This window comes from Pseudomonas sp. PvP089, assembly GCF_017875165.1.
Lineage (GTDB): Bacteria > Pseudomonadota > Gammaproteobacteria > Pseudomonadales > Pseudomonadaceae > Aquipseudomonas > Aquipseudomonas fortuita.
In genome coordinates this window covers 5189120-5204697 of record NZ_JAGGME010000001.1, presented here as the reverse complement: position 1 = coordinate 5204697, position 15578 = coordinate 5189120, and the positions used below count along the sequence as shown (strand labels likewise).

The following is a 15578-nucleotide window of genomic DNA, read 5'->3' as shown; positions in this document are numbered from 1 at the left end:
CCACTGCTCCTACAAAGGTTCTGTGCAGGCATTGAACCCGAGCATCAATACATGAAGCGCCGCCAGGCAGGCCTTACCCTGATCGAACTGATGGTCGCCCTGGCCCTGACCGTCCTGCTCGGCATCATGCTCGCTGCGTTGGTCAATGGCTGGCTGAAAGTGCGCGAGCGCCTGCAGGTGACCACCCAGGAAACCTCGGTGCTGGACTTTTGCCTGGCCCTTGAGCGGCGTTTCGACAGCCCGGTGCTGCGCCGCGTCTACGACCAGCGTCTGCCGCTGGCCAGCCGCTGGCTGGACTGGCAACCGGCAAGCAACCAGTTGCAGTGGGTTGCCACCACCGGCCTGCCGCAAGCCGAAGGCGGCTCGCGCCTGCAACGCCAGCGCTTGCGCTTCGAGCCCCGTGAGCAGCGCCTGCTGCTGGAAAGCTCGGCCGACCTGTACGCCGCCGCCGCACCGCACTGGGTACAGCGTGAGCGGCTCGACCGGGTCGGTGCCATGAATATCCTTTATTACCAGGGCGGCCGTTGGCTGGCCTGGCCTTCTGACCAGCCTGCGCACCCCGGCCGTGGCGTGCGCCTGGAACTGCAGCGTGATGGAGCACCTTATGTCTGCACCTTCGCCCTCCCGTGGGGGCGCTCATGAAATTTGAATGGCGACAGCGCAGATTTGCTCAGCCCTGGTTGCTGCTGCGCCCGGGTGATGTCTGGCACTGGGCGCTGGCGGACGGTGGCACCGTGCAAAGCCAGGGGCAGGGTGAGCCACCGGCTAACCTGCAAGCCCGGGTTGCCCTGATTCTGCCTGCCGAGGCCTGCAGCCTCTTCCACGTGCCCGCCCCACCCGGGCTCAAGCGTGAGGAGTGGCCGTTGTTGCTCGAAGACCGCTTGCTGCAACCGCCGGACGAAGTCAGCTGCGCGTGCCTGGCCCGTGCGCCGGGGCACCTTCGCTTGCTGGTGGTGGCGCGTGAGCAACTGGACGGCTGGCGCGGGCAGTGTGCCGCATGGGGCTGGCAGGTAGAGCGTTGCTGGGCGGAGTTGCAGTTGCTGCCGGGGCCTGAGGCAGGCACCGCCTGGCATTGGCAGCGCACGCCCGGCATGTCCTTGTACAAAGGGCTGGCCGAGGACGGGCAGGAGCATTGGCTGGCATGGCCGCAAGCACTGGGTGAGACGCCGCAGCAACCGTGGGCACATCTGCAAAGCGTGCCGCTGAGTGGAAACTGGCCAGGCGCGCTTGCGCCGCTCGACACGATACCCGGCCTGTTCGAACGTGCACGCAAGGCCCCTTCGTTGCCCGACGTTTCACGCCCGCAGCAACGACTGTTGGCAGCCTGCCTGGTACTGGCGACAGTCTGGGGCGGGCTGTGGTTGAGCCAGCAATGGCGCCAGGCACAACTTTGGCGCGCTCAGGTCATTGCCGTGACGGGCGAGCAGGCCAGCCCACGCCACGCCGCGCAGGCCCTCAAGCGCCTGCGCGAAAGCGAGCTTCAGCAGCAGGTACGCACCCGCCAGCTTGAAGACCTGCAGGCAGCGTTACAGGCCTGGCTGCAGGATCACCCCGGCTGGCGCCTGCAAGCGGTGCGTTTCGACGGCCAGCGCTGGCACTTGCGGCTAGAGGGCGACGGCGCCGCGCCACCCTGGCAGGACATGGCCAACGCTGCCGGTGCTGCCGTACAGGTACAGGGTGGTGAAGTGGTCTTCGACTTGGGGGTGGCCGCATGAACCGGGCCTGGATGCAGCGCCATCGGCTGAAATTCGCCTGGTTGCTGATTGCCGTGTTGCTGACCTTCCTGGCGGTGCGCGAGGGCTTGGCGCAATGGCGCGAGCTCAGCCAGTGGCGGGGGCTGGCAGAACAAGCCGCCAACCTGCATGGCGGCCCCGGGCTGAACCTGGAACGGCTACGCCAGTCGGCCCAGGCCCGGCAGATCGAACTGGCCGAGGTCGATGTGCAGGGCAACACCTGGCAACTGCAGGGCCAGGTGGCTGATGAGCGGGCCCTGCAAGGCTGGTTGCAAAGCCTGCGCGCAGAAGGCGCACAGCCGCTGCAATGGGGGCTGGAGATGGATGGCAAGGGGTTACGGTTCGATGTGCGGGTGCAGCCATGAACCGCAGAGCGATGGTGTGGGTTCTGCTGGTCTTCGTGCTGACGCTGCTGGTTGAGCTGCCGGCCAATTGGCTGGTGCGTGCGTCCGGCCTGCCAATGCGTGAGGTGAGCGGGAGCCTTTGGCAAGGCCAGGCACATCAGCTAGGGCCAGTCGGGCCGCTGCGCTGGGCGGTGCAGCCTTGGCACTTGCAGGCGGATGCGCAGTTTGGCGTCCAGGGGCAGGGCTGGCAGTTGCACATCGCGGGCTGGCCATGGCGCTGGCAGATGGAGGTTACCGCACGGGGCGCCGAGGCGACGGTGTCCACGGATTATCGTCTGGCGGGTCAGTGGCAGGGCGCGTTGAAGGTGCAGGGGGCAGGGCGGCTATGCCGAGCCAGCGAAGGCCGCGTAACGGTAAACGACCTGGCCCTGAGCGAGCCATGGTCACTGGGCTTGGGGCAGGGCTGGCTGGAGATGGACTGCCACAGTGGGTGGCGGCTTCGTGGGCAACTGGCGCAGCAGGGGCAGCATCAACTGGCCGTGGATGCCGACCTGGGGGCGCGCCGGGCAGAGGTGGTATTCGAGCTGCAACCAGAGGCGGCACTGACGCCATTGTTGCGGGGCGCCCAATGGCTCGGGCCCCAGGCGCTGGCGGGGCAGCGAGACCTACGCTGGTAAAACGCAACCTGACGCGGCCCCCGGCAGGGGCGGTTGCTCCTGCCGGGGCCGCTCGACTTGGTCTTGCGCGGCCTGCGCGTGTGCTTCAGTTTTTCTTACCCTGCACACTCGAAGCCCATTGCTCGCTGCGGCTGTACCCACTGGTCCTCAATACACCCAGGTCCAGCGCATTTTCCCCCTCCGCAGCCCCTTTGCCCTTGGCCATCTCGGCGATGGCCGTGCCCAGGTCCACTGGCGAGTTGGATGCATTGAGCGACACGTCCCGGCGATAGTCACTACCGCTCAGCGTTTCCCGGGTGACCGCGTCGGCGTCGAGCACCACGTCGCCCTTGGCCGACTGCACGCGTGCCCCCAGCAACCGGGCATTGCCACCGACCTGCAGGTCGATACCGTCGCGGCCCTTGAGCACGGCCTGATGGGCCACGCCGTCGCGCTGCACATGCGACACGTCAAGGCTGAAGGTTGGCGAGAACCCAGGCTCAGCCTTGCTCAGGGCCGGACCGGCCTTTTTCTCGACCTTGCTCGCCAGCGGCCCTGCCATCGAAGTGGCTGCGTTGACATAGCCCTGCGGGTTTTTCTCCTGGCTGAGCCTGGCATCGCCGTTCACGCTCAGGGTATCGACGCTGTCCTTGCGGCTGGCGATGTACAGGTCACCGTCGATCGCGCCACCGATGTGCCCCGCTTCCAGGCTTGTGCCCTCGATCCGGGTGTCGCTGAGGCTTTTCAGGTCGATGCGCTCGGCGCGCAGGTCACTGGCATTCCAGGTGAGGTTGTCGCGCTTGTCGAGTGCCACCTTCAGGCGACCATGTACGCCGCGTGTGTCGAGTGCGCCCTGGGCGATGTTGAAACCGGCACCGGCGGTGATGTCAAGGTTGTCGCGTTGCTCCTGGTTGGAGGAGGCCTCCACCCGCATGCCGCCATTCGGGGCCTCGAGGCTGATCTGCCCGGCCGTGGCCTGCAGGCCTTGCAGGTGCAGGGCGACGTCCTCGCGGGCGTTGCTGCTCAGGGTCAGTGTGCCGTTGCTTGCAAACTGGGCATCGACCGCCTGCCGCGCCTTTTCGTTCTGCTTGCCGTGGCTGAAGTGGCCGCCTATGGCGCCCCCCTTGGTCTCGCCTGCCTTCACCGCCAGTTCCAGGCCGCCGCCCAGCTTGGCGCCGGTGGCTTGCTGGGTATTGCTGGCGGCCTTGACCTGCAGCTGGCCACCACTCTGCACCAGAATGTCGCCGGTCTTGGCCGCTCGGCTGCCAATGCGGGTGCCTTCGAGCATCAGGTCGCCTGTGCTGGTCAGCTGCACCTCGCCTTTGGCGTCGATTTGCGCCACTTGGGCCTTGGTCTGCGTGCTCAGCTGTTGGCCGTGGTCGAGATAGCCACGGCCATCGACACCGGTGCTGCCTGGTCGATTGCCGACTTTGGTCCAGGCATTGCCGTCGAGCTGGCGTGACTGCTGTTCGGCCTGGTCGGTCGCCTGCAGCAGGGCCAGCGAGCCGGCACTGTGCATGACCACGCTGCCTTCACCGCCATCGATGCGGGCGCCTTCGTAGCGGCCATCGCTCCCCAGCTGGACCTGGATACCCTGTTGCCCGTAGAGGCTGCCCGGCACAGCCGTGCTGGCGCTATCCTTTTTATCCAGCGACCCGCCTTTGCCTGCCACGCGCACATTCAGGTCCTTGCCGGTGCTGGTGTCCAGGCGTGCGTCGCCGCCATAGGCCAGACGTTGTACGCTGGTTTCCTCACTGTTCCTGGCGGCGCGCAAATCATGTTGCTGCGCCTCGATCTTCAGCGAGCCGGCAGTGGCCCGCCATTGGGTGCCCTGGTCTGCAAGGGCGTCGGCCTTGACCTCGGCCTTGGCCCCTGACAGCTCGCTCACCTGGGCAAAACCACGGCGCTGGTTTTCCAGGCGCTTGAGGTGCTCGACGGTCATGTCGGCACCTGCGCTGGGCAGCGCCATGGCATCTTCGGGCGAGGCCTGCTGGAAGCGAGCGGCTTCCTCACCCAGTACCAGGCGTTCGATGGGGCGGGTCAGGTCGCGGTACTCGACACTCGCGCCCAGGCTGCCCGACCAGTCGTCACGGCGCTGCTCATGCGCCTGGGTATCCTGCACCGCGCGGTTGTCGATGCGTTTTGCGGTCACCTGCAAGGTGTTGCCGGCCTTGACGCGTGCGGCCTCGGTGACCAGGTCGTCGCTGCGCAATTCAAGATCGCCGCTGGCTTGCAACTCGCTGCGCTGCACCTTGCTTTCGCGCTCAGTCCGCAACTCGCGGTTGTGATGGCCTTCGAACGCGCTGCCCAGCCGGTCGATGCCGCCGGTTACCGTCAAACCGCCACCACTGTGGGTGGTACTGGTGGTCGCGTCGCGGTCATTGCGGGCTGCGCCCAGCGTCGTTTTACGCGCCTGTACATCAAGGCCACCGGCAGTGGCCTGGACCTTGCTGGCATTGACCTGCAGGTGTGCGCCACTGTTCATGCCCACCGAGGCAGCCTTGAGTTCACTGGCGACCTGGCCGGTCGTGCGTTGCCTGCTGGTGCTGGTAGCCACCTCGTACGCCACGCCAGCTGCGTACTGGCGGGACTCGGGTTTGCCATCCTCGGCTTCCTGGGTTTGCCTGGCGCTGGCTGTGAAGCCGCGATGCTGGTCGCGGGTTTCGCGCTCATCGACCGATTGCGCGCTGCCCACCCGCAGATCGCCTTTAGCCTCGACCTGCAAGTGCTTGCCAGCTTCGATCTTGGCGCCCTGGATGCGTAAATCGGCGGCGCTGGCCAGGCGCAGGTTGCTGGCCGAGCTGACGTCGCTGACCAGTACCTGCTGTTTACGGTCCGTGCTTTCATGCTCATTGCCAATCAGGCCGAACAGCTTGCTGTCCTGGGTACGGTGGGTGGAAGTGCTGCGGCTGTGGTCAGCCTCGATGGCCAGCGCCCCTTTGTCGCTGTAAAGCACCGCGTCCTGTTTGCCGTGCACGGTACTGCCTTTGATGGCGACCTGTTCGGCTGTCACGGTAAGCTTGCCATCGCTGGCAACTGTGCTGCCGGCAATGGCCTGGCCCTCGCTGTCGTTCCCTTCGCGGTCGGCAAAGAAGGTGCCTGATACCAGGTCGCCACGGTAGTTACGCCCGGTTCCGCGTTCTTGCAGGGTGGTGGTGCCGATATCAGCCTGTTTCGCATGGATGGCCATATCGCCGCGGCTTTGCAAGCTGCTGCCTTGAACATTGAGGTTGCCGCTTGCCTTGATCGTCATGTGCGTGGCGCCGAGAGTGCTGCCGTTTGCGGTTTCCTTCAGCTGATCGGTATCCCGGTCACCGCGCCACAAGTCCTTGCGATGGCGCACCTGCTCTTCGACGCGCTGGCTGTCGATGCCGGCCACGATGTCCAGGCCGGCGCTGCTGTCTACCGTCAGCGTGTTGCCTGCCGCCACGTTCGCGGCGGTCATGCGCATGTCGTCACCGGACTGCAGCAGCACGCTGTCACTGCCCAGCAATTGGCTGCCCTGTTGCTGCTGCTCGGTGGTGGTGGTTTTGCGGTTGTAGGTTTCGCGGGTGATGAACAAGAACTTTTTGTTCCAGCTGTCAGTGTCGTGTTCGATGCGCTCGCGGGTCTTGGCATCCAGCGTCAGCTTCTTGCCGGCCTTGGCTTCGATTCGCGGGGCCTGGCCGTCGACCGCTTCAAGCGTCAGGTCATCGGCAGCGGTGAGTTTCAGTGTACCGTGCTCGCTGCGCAGCTCGGCGGGGGTGTCGGCCTCGCCGCTGACATGCAGACGCCCCGCCGAGCGTATTTCCACCCCCTCCGTGCCCAGAATCTGTGATGTGCCCACCCGCACGCCTGCGCCCTCGGCCGTGCTCACCACGCGGATCCGCCCAGCGCGCATTGCACCGAACAGGCTGGCATCAATGCTCGACGTGGGGCTGGGCAGGTGTTCGACCACCTCGCTACTGCGGCTGTCGATACGGTTGCGCCCGACCGTGATGTCGAGCGCTTCGCTGGCCATCAGCAGGCCTTTGCTGTCCACGCGCGGCGCAATCAGTTCAATGGCGCCAGCGGTATTGCTCAGCCCCTGCTCCAGTACCTGCAGAGAGCCGCTGGCGTTGAGCGTGTCGAGGTAGCGCAGTTGCTCCTGCTCGAATTCCGGGGTGCCAACCACCAGGCCTGCGCGCGTGGTGTTGATGAAGCTTGCGCCATTGAGGGTGATGCCATTGGGGTTGGCCAGGATGTAGTCGGCCGGGCGCCCGAAGATCTCCTGCGGCCCTTCGATCATTGAAGCGTTGCGGCTGACTACCTCGTTGAGGATGGTTGAAGCGGCCTGGCCCTGAAACTGCGGGTTGGCGGCCAAGGCGCCGGCCAGTTGCGACTGCCCGGCTCCGGTGGCGTTGTTCAACACCAGGCCAGGGTTGCCAACGTTGTAGTTGATGAACTGGTTGTGGGACAACCCGCTGGCATTGGGCGGCACGATGTCGATCACCGGTATTCCGTGGCCGTTGTGGATGACCGGCATGCCACCCGGTCCGCTGGCTGCCTCCAGCGCACTGTCTGCCAGTGCGGCGCTGGAGCCGAGCAAGGCGAGGAAGATGGCCCAGCGCAGGGTGTTCGGGCGAATGGGCGGTAACTGCGAGAGTGTTTGCATTTTCTCGTTCTCTTTGTTGTGGGTGAATCAGATGCTCAGGGTCCAGTCCAGTACCCAAAACCCCGGTTCCAGCAGCGGGCGGGGCAGGTCGCTGGCGTTCAAGGCGCGTTGGTAGTCCAGGCGCAGGCGGCTGCCGGGCAGGCTCAGCTCCAGCCCGGCGGCCGCCCCTGCCAGGCGTTGTGACGGGTTGCCTTGGGCGGTACGGGTCCAGCCCAGATCCAGGCCGATGTACGGGCGAACCTGGACGGGAGAAGCCCAGGGGAGGGGCAGCGGTTGGCTGAACGTGTTGCGCCAGACGGCGCTGCTGGCGCCGGAGTAAGTGCGCAGACGAAACCCCCGCACGGCAGAGTCGTCACTGACCAGTAACTGCTCGACGGCAGGTAACTGATCGCCGCTGTACTGCAGCCCCAGCTCGCTCTGCCAGCGCCATGGGTTACGGGCCGGGCCCTGGCGCAGGTGCAGCAGGCTGGCGCGGTACTTGCGAAAGTCCGGGCGCAGGCGCTGCGCACCCAGTGGCGATTGGTCGGCACCGAATGCGTCAATGCCCTGGGCAACCCCGAGGTAGCCGTTCCACAAACCACCCTCCAGCCAGAGCAGGTTGATACCGGCTTCCACCGTAGTCAGTGTCGGGCTTTGCTGGACGATGACAGCGCCAGCGCTGCGGTTGACCAATTGCTTGCGGTCCAGCCGCACGCTGGCACTGAGCATGCCTTGCGCGTTGCGCCACAATACCCGTTCGATACCCAGGCCCTGATAGCTGCTGCTGCCGTCGGCAGCCTTGTCGCTGCCGGGCAGCGGCGCCTGGTAGCGCAGTTCGCTGGCGCTGAGCGACAGCGACCAGGCGCCATAGGGGATGCTGTAGTACAGCGATAGACCTTGGCTTTTTCCAGGGGTATCGAGCACGGTGCTGGTCAGCGACAGGCGCAGGTCATCATTGAGGCCCAAGGGGCTGTCCAGGCCAATGCCAAGGTTGACGCGGTGACGACCGGTCAGCTCGCTGCCACGGTTGTCGAAGCGGCTGTCCAGGTGCCATCGTGACGCGACCTTGTCTGGCTGCACCACCACGCGCGAGCCGCCCTGCAGTTCGCCGGGCAGCAGGGTGGCGGTCAGCTCGTAGGCGCGCAGGCGGTTGAGCTGGTCCAGACCTTGTTCAAGGTCTGGCAGGTACAGTGGCCGCCCAAGCAGGCCCGGGAATGCGCTGGAGAGGGACAAGGGCAGGTCGGGGCCCGCCAGTTCGATGGATTCGACAAAGCCTTCGAGTATGACGATGTCCAACGGTGCGCCGTTCTCTGGTGCTTGCCGCAGGTAAGGTCGGCTGGTCGGATAGCCGGCTTGCACGTAGCGCCGGGTGATGGCCTGGAGCAGCCGGTTTATGTCGGCGATGCCCATGCAGGCAGGGGTGAGGGCGCGGATGATTGGCGCCAGCGCCGTGTCTGAAAGCTGGTGGTTGCCCGCCACGCGCACGCCATCGACTGCCCAGCAGCGGGCGTCGTGCGGGCGGTGAGGCGTGCTGTCGGTGGGTTGAGCTGCGGCGGGCGCACGCTGCCAGCGTTCCAGGCGCTGCTGTTGCTCCAGCTGCCGCAGCCCATGCTGTTGATCGCGCAGTTGCTGGCTGGCCGGGTCGTCGGCCAGCGCCTGGGCGATGGACAACAGGCCTGACAGGCAACTGGCTGGCAGCCAACGGGCGATGCGGTAAAACAGGCACGGCATTGATACACCCCGCAAATGATGTACGGTCTTCGTACTCGTCTGCGTGGATGCTAAAAATTAAGGCATTCGCCTGGATGCAGTACCTTGCCTAAGCAACTGTGAGGCAAGGTCGCGTAAAATGGTGGGAAGGTTCCTACAACCTTTGCCGGAAGGCCCTATATCAGGGCCTGATCTCGATCAACGTGCCATCACGTACCAGGTCCCAGACCTCCTGCATGTCACGGTTACGCATGGCAATACACCCGTCGGTCCAGTCCAGGGTATGGAAGTACCACTCCGGGTACTCGTCGTTGATCGGCGTGCCGTGAATCATGATCATGCTGCCGGCACTCACCCCTTCGCGCGTGGCGCGGGCGGCATCGCTCACGTTCGGGTAGTTGATGTGCATGGCCAGGTTGAAGCGGTCGCTCTGCTTGCGCCAGTCCAGCCAGTACAGGCCTTCAGGGGTTTTTTTATCGCCTTCGCGTTGCTTGGCGCCCTTGGGCTGCTTGCCCAGGGAAATGCGGTAGGTTTTCAGCGGCTCGCCACGGCTGATCAGTTGCAAGCGACGCTCGGACTTGATCACCAGCACCTTGTCGATCAGCGGTTGCATGGCCTGCTGCGAAGGCGACGGCGTTTGCGCTGCCGGCACAGGCTTGCGGATGATGGTCTCGGTGAAGGCCGCCTGGGACACCGAGGTAACGCAAAGGCAGAAAAGGGCAAGCAACCAGCGCATGGAACGGTATCCCTGAAGGCTTCTTCTAAGTAGAGGTCGAGGTCGAGACGTTCATCGGCGGCAGGTACTCATGGCCTATGGGGTAGTGCGCCCCGATGCGGTCGCGATAGTAGCATTCTAGTGTGCGTGTGACGGTGCGGAAAGCCAGCTCGCCCCACGGAATCTCATGTTGTTCGAACAACCGCACTTCCAGGCTTTCGATACCCACATCAAACGCCAGGTCTGCGAGTTCTGCGCGGAAGAACACATGCACCTGGTTGATGTGCGGCAAATCGAAGAGCTGGTACAGGCTCATGGGTCCGACCCGGGCGCAGGCTTCCTCGACGGTTTCGCGACGGGCGGCCTGGTCGATGGTTTCGCCGTTCTCCATGAACCCGGCAGGCAGGGTCCAGAAGCCACGGCGTGGCTCGATGGCGCGCCGGCACAGCAGCACCTGGCTGCCCCAGGTCGGTAGTACGCCAGCGACGATGTTGGGGTTCTGGTAGTGGATGGTCTGGCAAGACTCGCAGACATACCGCAGGCGGCTATCGCCCTCGGGAATCCGCTGAGTGACCGGCTGGCCGCACGCGCTGCAGAATTTCATGTGAGGTTCCTTTTGTTCAGGGCTATCTTGGCGTGCAGGCAGGTCTGCCGCAAGCGCAGGGGCTTGGGTGCTTCGCGGCTTTGGTGCATCATGCAAGGCAGGCCTTGGATACGAGCGTGCGCAATGCTGGACGAGCTACTTCGCCGAATGAGCAACCACCAACCCGCATCACTGGAAACCGACCGGCGGTTCCCTGAAGCGGCGGTCCTTTTGCCCATTACCCGCAGCGAAGCGCCCGAGCTGGTCCTGACCCTGCGCGCCAAGGGCTTGTCCACCCATGGTGGCGAAGTGGCCTTTCCCGGTGGTCGACGCGACCCGGAAGACCCGGACCTGGTGTTTACCGCCCTGCGCGAGGCCGAGGAAGAGATCGGCCTGCCGCCTGGGCTGGTGGAAGTGATAGGCCCGCTCAGCCCGCTTGTTTCGCTGCATGGCCTTAAAGTGACGCCATTCGTCGGGCTTATTCCCGACTTCGTCGAATACCGTGCCAACGATGCCGAAATCGCGGCAGTATTCACCGTGCCGCTGGAATTCTTCCGCCAGGACCCGCGCGACCATACCCACCGTATCGATTATCAGGGGCGCAGCTGGTACGTGCCCAGCTACCGCTATGGCGAATACAAGATCTGGGGCTTGTCGGCGATCATGATCGTCGAACTGGTCAACGTGCTGTTTGATGCCGGCATCAGCCTGCACCAGCCACCAGAGCGTTACATCGAAACCTGAGCGGGGCTCACCCCGCCGTCTGCGTTCCAGCCTGAGGAGCATGCATGAAATACCGCCTGGGCGACCTGCGGGTCGAAAGCCACCCCACCAGTTGGGCTGCACCCAACGCCACGCTGATCGGCAACGTGCGCCTGCAGGCCAATGCCAGCGTGTGGTTTGGCGCGGTGCTGCGCGGCGATAACGAGCTCATTGATATTGGCGAAGGCAGCAACGTGCAGGACGGCACGGTGATGCATACCGACATGGGCTCGCCGCTGACCTTGGGCAAGGGCGTTACCGTTGGTCATAACGCCATGCTGCATGGCTGCACGGTGGGCGACTACAGCCTGGTCGGTATCAATGCCGTGATCCTCAACGGCGCGCGCATTGGCAAGCACTGCATCATCGGCGCCAATGCGCTGATCGCCGAGGGCAAGGAAATCCCGGACGGTTCGCTGGTGATGGGCTCGCCCGGCAAGGTAGTCCGTGAACTGACAGAACAGCAGAAACGCATGCTTGAAGCCAGTGCCGCGCATTACGTGCACAATGCCCAGCGTTATGCTCAGGAGCTGGTGGTTGATGATGAGTGATGTTGCAGAGCGGCCGGTAGCTTCGCCGTGCGTGAGCATTTGTGCACTGGACGAGCAGGATATCTGCACGGGCTGCCAGCGTACCGTGGCGGAGATTGGCCGCTGGGGGCGGATGGACAATGATGAGCGCCGGGCGGTGCTCAAGCTTTGCCATGAACGGGCAGTAGAGGCTGGCCTCATCCTGTAGGCGCGACACAAGGCTGCTACAGGGACGGCGTTGCCTGTCGGGGGCGCCAGCGGTAATCTGTTCGGCTTGCCCACAGACGACCCGCCATGTTCTATCTGATTGCCTACATCAGCAGCGTAGTGCTGATCAACTACGCCTTTTCCAGCGCCCCGCACCTGGACATCATCTGGTCCGCCTGGGGCGGCCTGGTGTTCATCCTGCGCGACATGGTGCAGACCCGCTTCGGCCATGGTGCCCTGGTTGCCATGCTGGTGGCCCTGGTGCTGTCCTATGTCACCTCGGAGCCGGCCATTGCCTTGGCCAGCGCCACCGCGTTCTTCATTTCCGAGCTGATCGACTGGCTGGTGTTCAGCATTACCCGCCGGCCACTGCGTGACCGCCTGTGGCTAAGCTCGGCGCTGAGCATTCCGGTGGATACCTTCATCTTTTTCGGCATGATCGGCGCCCTGACCCCGGCGGTGATTGGCACCGCGATGGCGTCAAAGTTCGCCGGTGTCACTGCCGTGTGGCTGGCCATGGCATTTCGCGCCCGACGGGCCGCCGTCGCCGGTTGATGGTGTAGAATAGCGGTCCTTTTTCAGCGGGCGGCGCAAAGCCTGGCGCGGCCCCGGACGCCTTCGAGGACCTGAAATGACCCGTATCGGAACCCCCTTGTCGCCCACCGCGACCCGTGTACTGCTTTGCGGCTGTGGCGAGTTGGGCAAGGAAGTGGTGATCGAGCTGCAGCGCCTGGGCGTCGAAGTGATCGCCGTCGACCGCTACGCCAATGCCCCGGCCATGCAGGTCGCGCATCGCAGCCACGTGGTCAACATGCTCGATGGCGTTGCCCTGCGCGCGGTGATCGAGGCAGAAAAGCCGCACTATATCGTCCCTGAAATCGAAGCCATCGCCACCGCCACCCTGGTCGAGCTGGAAAATGAAGGTTTCAACGTGGTGCCGACCGCCCGCGCCACGCAGCTGACCATGAACCGTGAAGGCATCCGCCGTCTGGCCGCCGAAGAGCTGGACCTGCCGACTTCGCCGTACCACTTCGCCGACACCTATGAAGACTACGCCAAGGCCGTGGCCGATGTGGGTTACCCGTGCGTGGTCAAGCCGGTGATGAGCTCGTCCGGCAAGGGCCAGAGCCTGCTGCGCAGCGATGCCGACCTGCAGAAGTCGTGGGACTACGCCCAGGAAGGTGGCCGCGCCGGCAAGGGGCGGGTGATCGTCGAGGGCTTCATCGACTTCGAATACGAAATCACCCTGCTGACCGTGCGCCACGTTGGCGGTACCACCTTCCTGGAGCCGGTTGGCCACCGCCAGGAGAAGGGCGATTATCAGGAGTCGTGGCAGCCGCAGGCCATGAGCCCGAAAGCGCTGGCCGAGTCGCAGCGCGTGGCCAAGGCAGTCACCGATGCCCTTGGCGGTCGCGGGCTGTTTGGTGTGGAACTGTTCGTGAAGGGCGACCAGGTGTGGTTCAGCGAAGTGTCGCCGCGCCCGCATGACACCGGCCTGGTAACCCTGATTTCCCAGGACCTGTCGCAGTTCGCGCTGCATGCCCGTGCCATTCTCGGCCTGCCGATTCCGGTGGTGCGTCAGTTTGGCCCGTCGGCGTCGGCGGTGATTCTGCCAGAAGGGCAGTCGCAACAGACCAGCTTCGCTAACCTGGGCGCAGCACTGAGCGAGCCGGACACGGCCATTCGCCTGTTCGGCAAACCGGAAATCAACGGTACTCGCCGCATGGGCGTGTGCCTGGCGCGTGACGAGTCGGTGGAGCTGGCACGGGCCAAGGCGACCCGCGCTTCCCAGGCGGTCAAGGTCGAGTTCTGATCTGAGACCGTATGGGGCCGCGTTGCGGCCCATTCGCGGGACAAGCCCGCTCCCACAGACCACTCGCAATGCCAGCGGCCTGTGATAATCCTGTGGGAGCGGGCTTGTCCCGCGAATGGCCTCCCACAGACCACTCGCAATGCCTGCAGCCTGTGATAATCCTGTGGGAGCGGGCTTGTCCCGCGAATGACCTCCCACAGATCAATCGCAATGCCAGCGGCCTGTGATAATCCTGTGGGAGCGGGCTTGTCCCGCGAATGACCTCCCACAGATCAATCGCAATGCCAGCGGCCTGTGATAATCCTGTGGGGCAGGCTTGTCCCGCGAATGGCCTCCCACAGACCACTCGCAATGCCAGCAGCCTGTGATAATCCTGTGGGAGCGGGCTTGTCCCGCGAATGGCCTCCCACAGATCAATCGCAATGCCTGCAGCCTGTGACAATCCTGTGGGGGCAGGCTTGCCCCGCGAATGGCCTCCCACAGACCACTCGCAATGCCTGAGGCCTGTGGCAATCCTGTGGGAGCGGGCTTGTCCCGCGAATGGGCTGCAAAGCAGCCCCGGTCCACTCAAAGTGCGGTATTACGGGTCTCTTTCAGGCACAGCACGGCAATCAAGCTGATCACCGCCGCGACCGATACATATCCCCCCACCCAGCTCAACCCGCCCATGCTGACCAGCTTCTGGGCAAAGAACGGTGCCGCCGAGGCGCCGACAATGCCGCCCAGGTTGTACGCCGCCGAAGCCCCGGTATAACGCACGTGGGTCGGGAACAGTTCAGGCAGCAGTGCCCCCATCGGCGCAAAGGTCACGCCCATCAGGAACAGCTCGATCGCCAGGAACAGCGCCACACCGGCCGTCGACCCCGAAGTCAGCAGCGGCTCCATGGTAAAGCCTGAGGCTACCGCCAGCAGGCCGCCGACGATAAGCACCGGCTTGCGCCCGTAACGGTCGCTGAGCCAGGCCGACAGCGGCGTCGCCAAGGCCATGAACACCACCGCGAAGCACAGCAGGCCAAGGAATGTCTCGCGGCTGTAACCCAGCGTGGTCACGCCATAGCTCAGCGAGAACACCGTGGAGATATAGAACAGCGCATAGCACACCACCATCGCTGCAGCGCCCAGCAGGGTAGGCACCCAATAGTTGGAAAACAGCTCGAACACTGGCATTTTCACCCGCTCATGGCGGGCGACAGCCTTGGCGAAGACCGGGCTTTCTTCAAGCTTCAGGCGCACATACAGGCCCACCAGTACCAGCGCGGCACTGAGCAAGAACGGAATACGCCAGCCCCATTCACGGAACTGCTCGTCGCTGAGCGTCAGGGCCAGGGTCAGGAACAGGCCGTTGGCGGCCAAAAAGCCGATCGAAGGGCCCAGCTGCGGGAACATGCCGAACCAGGCGCGCTTGCCCTCCGGGGCGTTCTCGGTGGCCAGCAACGCCGCGCCACCCCATTCACCGCCCAGGCCCAGTCCTTGGCCAAAGCGCAGCAGGCAAAGAATGATCGGCGCCCACACGCCAATACTGTCATAGCCAGGCAGCACGCCGATGGCCGTGGTAGAGACGCCCATCAGCAGCAGCGAGGCAACCAAGGTCGACTTGCGGCCGATGCGGTCGCCAAAGTGGCCGAACAGCGCCGAACCCAGCGGGCGGGCGAGAAAGGCGATGCCAAAGGTGAGGAAGGCTGCCAGCATTTGCGCGGTGCTCGACCCGGACGGGAAGAACACCGGGCCGATCACCAGGGCTGCAGCGGTGGCGTAGACATAGAAATCGTAGAACTCGATGGCGGTGCCGATGAAGCTGGCAGTGGCGACCCGCGCGGGCGAGTTGACCGGCGCATCAGGCGCTTCGGCATAGGTGCTGCTTGTCATTGAATAGGTCCCTGACAGTCTGGTCCGGCTCCATGGGCATGGCCCGC

At 64.6% G+C, this 15578-nt stretch carries 14 protein-coding genes; 9 read left to right on the top strand and 5 right to left on the bottom strand.

The genetic code is table 11. The annotated features are described in order from the left end of the window. The first annotated feature begins 51 nt into the window (after positions 1-51). From J3A71_RS23755 to J3A71_RS23740, 4 genes are read left to right on the top strand one after another with little or no spacing between them, the layout of a single operon-like run. Positions 52-642 carry a prepilin-type N-terminal cleavage/methylation domain-containing protein gene (locus tag J3A71_RS23755; protein ID WP_016485128.1) on the top strand — a complete coding sequence of 197 codons (591 nt, stop codon included), beginning with the start codon at positions 52-54 and terminating at the stop codon, positions 640-642. Continuing rightward, positions 639-1715, top strand: a complete 1077-nt coding sequence (gene gspL, locus J3A71_RS23750; protein ID WP_102690023.1) for a type II secretion system protein GspL — start codon at positions 639-641, stop codon at positions 1713-1715. Before J3A71_RS23755 ends, gspL begins: the two co-directional genes overlap by 4 nt. Further along, on the top strand, positions 1712-2098 hold the full coding sequence (gene gspM / locus J3A71_RS23745) for a type II secretion system protein GspM (protein WP_209953355.1): 387 nt from the start codon (positions 1712-1714) through the stop codon (positions 2096-2098). The genes gspL and gspM overlap by 4 nt, the downstream gene beginning before the upstream one ends. Continuing rightward, entirely contained in the window at positions 2095-2754 is a 660-nt protein-coding gene (locus J3A71_RS23740; RefSeq protein ID WP_209953352.1) for a general secretion pathway protein GspN, read from the top strand. The genes gspM and J3A71_RS23740 overlap by 4 nt, the downstream gene beginning before the upstream one ends. An 85-nt stretch (positions 2755-2839) precedes the next feature. Here the strand turns inward: J3A71_RS23740 and J3A71_RS23735 are convergent, their stop codons facing one another. The 4 genes from J3A71_RS23735 to J3A71_RS23720 form a co-directional block, all read right to left on the bottom strand. Continuing rightward, positions 2840-7366 carry a hemagglutinin repeat-containing protein gene (locus J3A71_RS23735; RefSeq protein ID WP_209953350.1) on the bottom strand — a complete coding sequence of 1509 codons (4527 nt, stop codon included), beginning with the start codon at positions 7364-7366 and terminating at the stop codon, positions 2840-2842. 27 nt (positions 7367-7393) lie between these two features. Beyond that, the gene (locus J3A71_RS23730; RefSeq protein ID WP_145913299.1) at positions 7394-9076 is read right to left on the bottom strand and encodes a ShlB/FhaC/HecB family hemolysin secretion/activation protein; all 1683 of its coding nucleotides are present in this window, start codon (positions 9074-9076) and stop codon (positions 7394-7396) included. Positions 9077-9236: 160 nt separating this feature from the next. Then, positions 9237-9791, bottom strand: a complete 555-nt coding sequence (locus tag J3A71_RS23725; RefSeq protein WP_016485134.1) for a L,D-transpeptidase family protein — start codon at positions 9789-9791, stop codon at positions 9237-9239. Between the two features lie 25 nt (positions 9792-9816). After that, the gene (locus J3A71_RS23720) at positions 9817-10374 is read right to left on the bottom strand and encodes an NUDIX hydrolase (protein WP_016485135.1); all 558 of its coding nucleotides are present in this window, start codon (positions 10372-10374) and stop codon (positions 9817-9819) included. A 123-nt stretch (positions 10375-10497) separates the two neighbouring features. Between J3A71_RS23720 and J3A71_RS23715 the strand changes: the two genes are divergently transcribed. The 5 genes from J3A71_RS23715 (at position 10498) to purT (ending at position 13665) form a co-directional block, all read left to right on the top strand. Continuing rightward, positions 10498-11097, top strand: coding sequence for a CoA pyrophosphatase (locus J3A71_RS23715; protein WP_016485137.1), 600 nt, complete (start codon positions 10498-10500; stop codon positions 11095-11097). Between the two features lie 44 nt (positions 11098-11141). Continuing rightward, entirely contained in the window at positions 11142-11666 is a 525-nt protein-coding gene (locus J3A71_RS23710) for a gamma carbonic anhydrase family protein (RefSeq protein WP_016485138.1), read from the top strand. Next, positions 11656-11853 carry a DUF1289 domain-containing protein gene (locus J3A71_RS23705; RefSeq protein ID WP_016485139.1) on the top strand — a complete coding sequence of 66 codons (198 nt, stop codon included), beginning with the start codon at positions 11656-11658 and terminating at the stop codon, positions 11851-11853. Before J3A71_RS23710 ends, J3A71_RS23705 begins: the two co-directional genes overlap by 11 nt. 86 nt (positions 11854-11939) lie before the next feature. Beyond that, the gene (locus J3A71_RS23700) at positions 11940-12407 is read left to right on the top strand and encodes a VUT family protein (protein ID WP_010952556.1); all 468 of its coding nucleotides are present in this window, start codon (positions 11940-11942) and stop codon (positions 12405-12407) included. Between the two features lie 76 nt (positions 12408-12483). Then, entirely contained in the window at positions 12484-13665 is a 1182-nt protein-coding gene (gene purT, locus J3A71_RS23695) for a formate-dependent phosphoribosylglycinamide formyltransferase (protein WP_016501237.1), read from the top strand. A 567-nt stretch (positions 13666-14232) separates the two neighbouring features. On the opposite strand, the gene J3A71_RS23690 is transcribed toward purT, so the two are convergent. Beyond that, positions 14233-15531, bottom strand: coding sequence for an MFS transporter (locus J3A71_RS23690; protein ID WP_102690157.1), 1299 nt, complete (start codon positions 15529-15531; stop codon positions 14233-14235). Positions 15532-15578 lie beyond the last annotated feature (47 nt).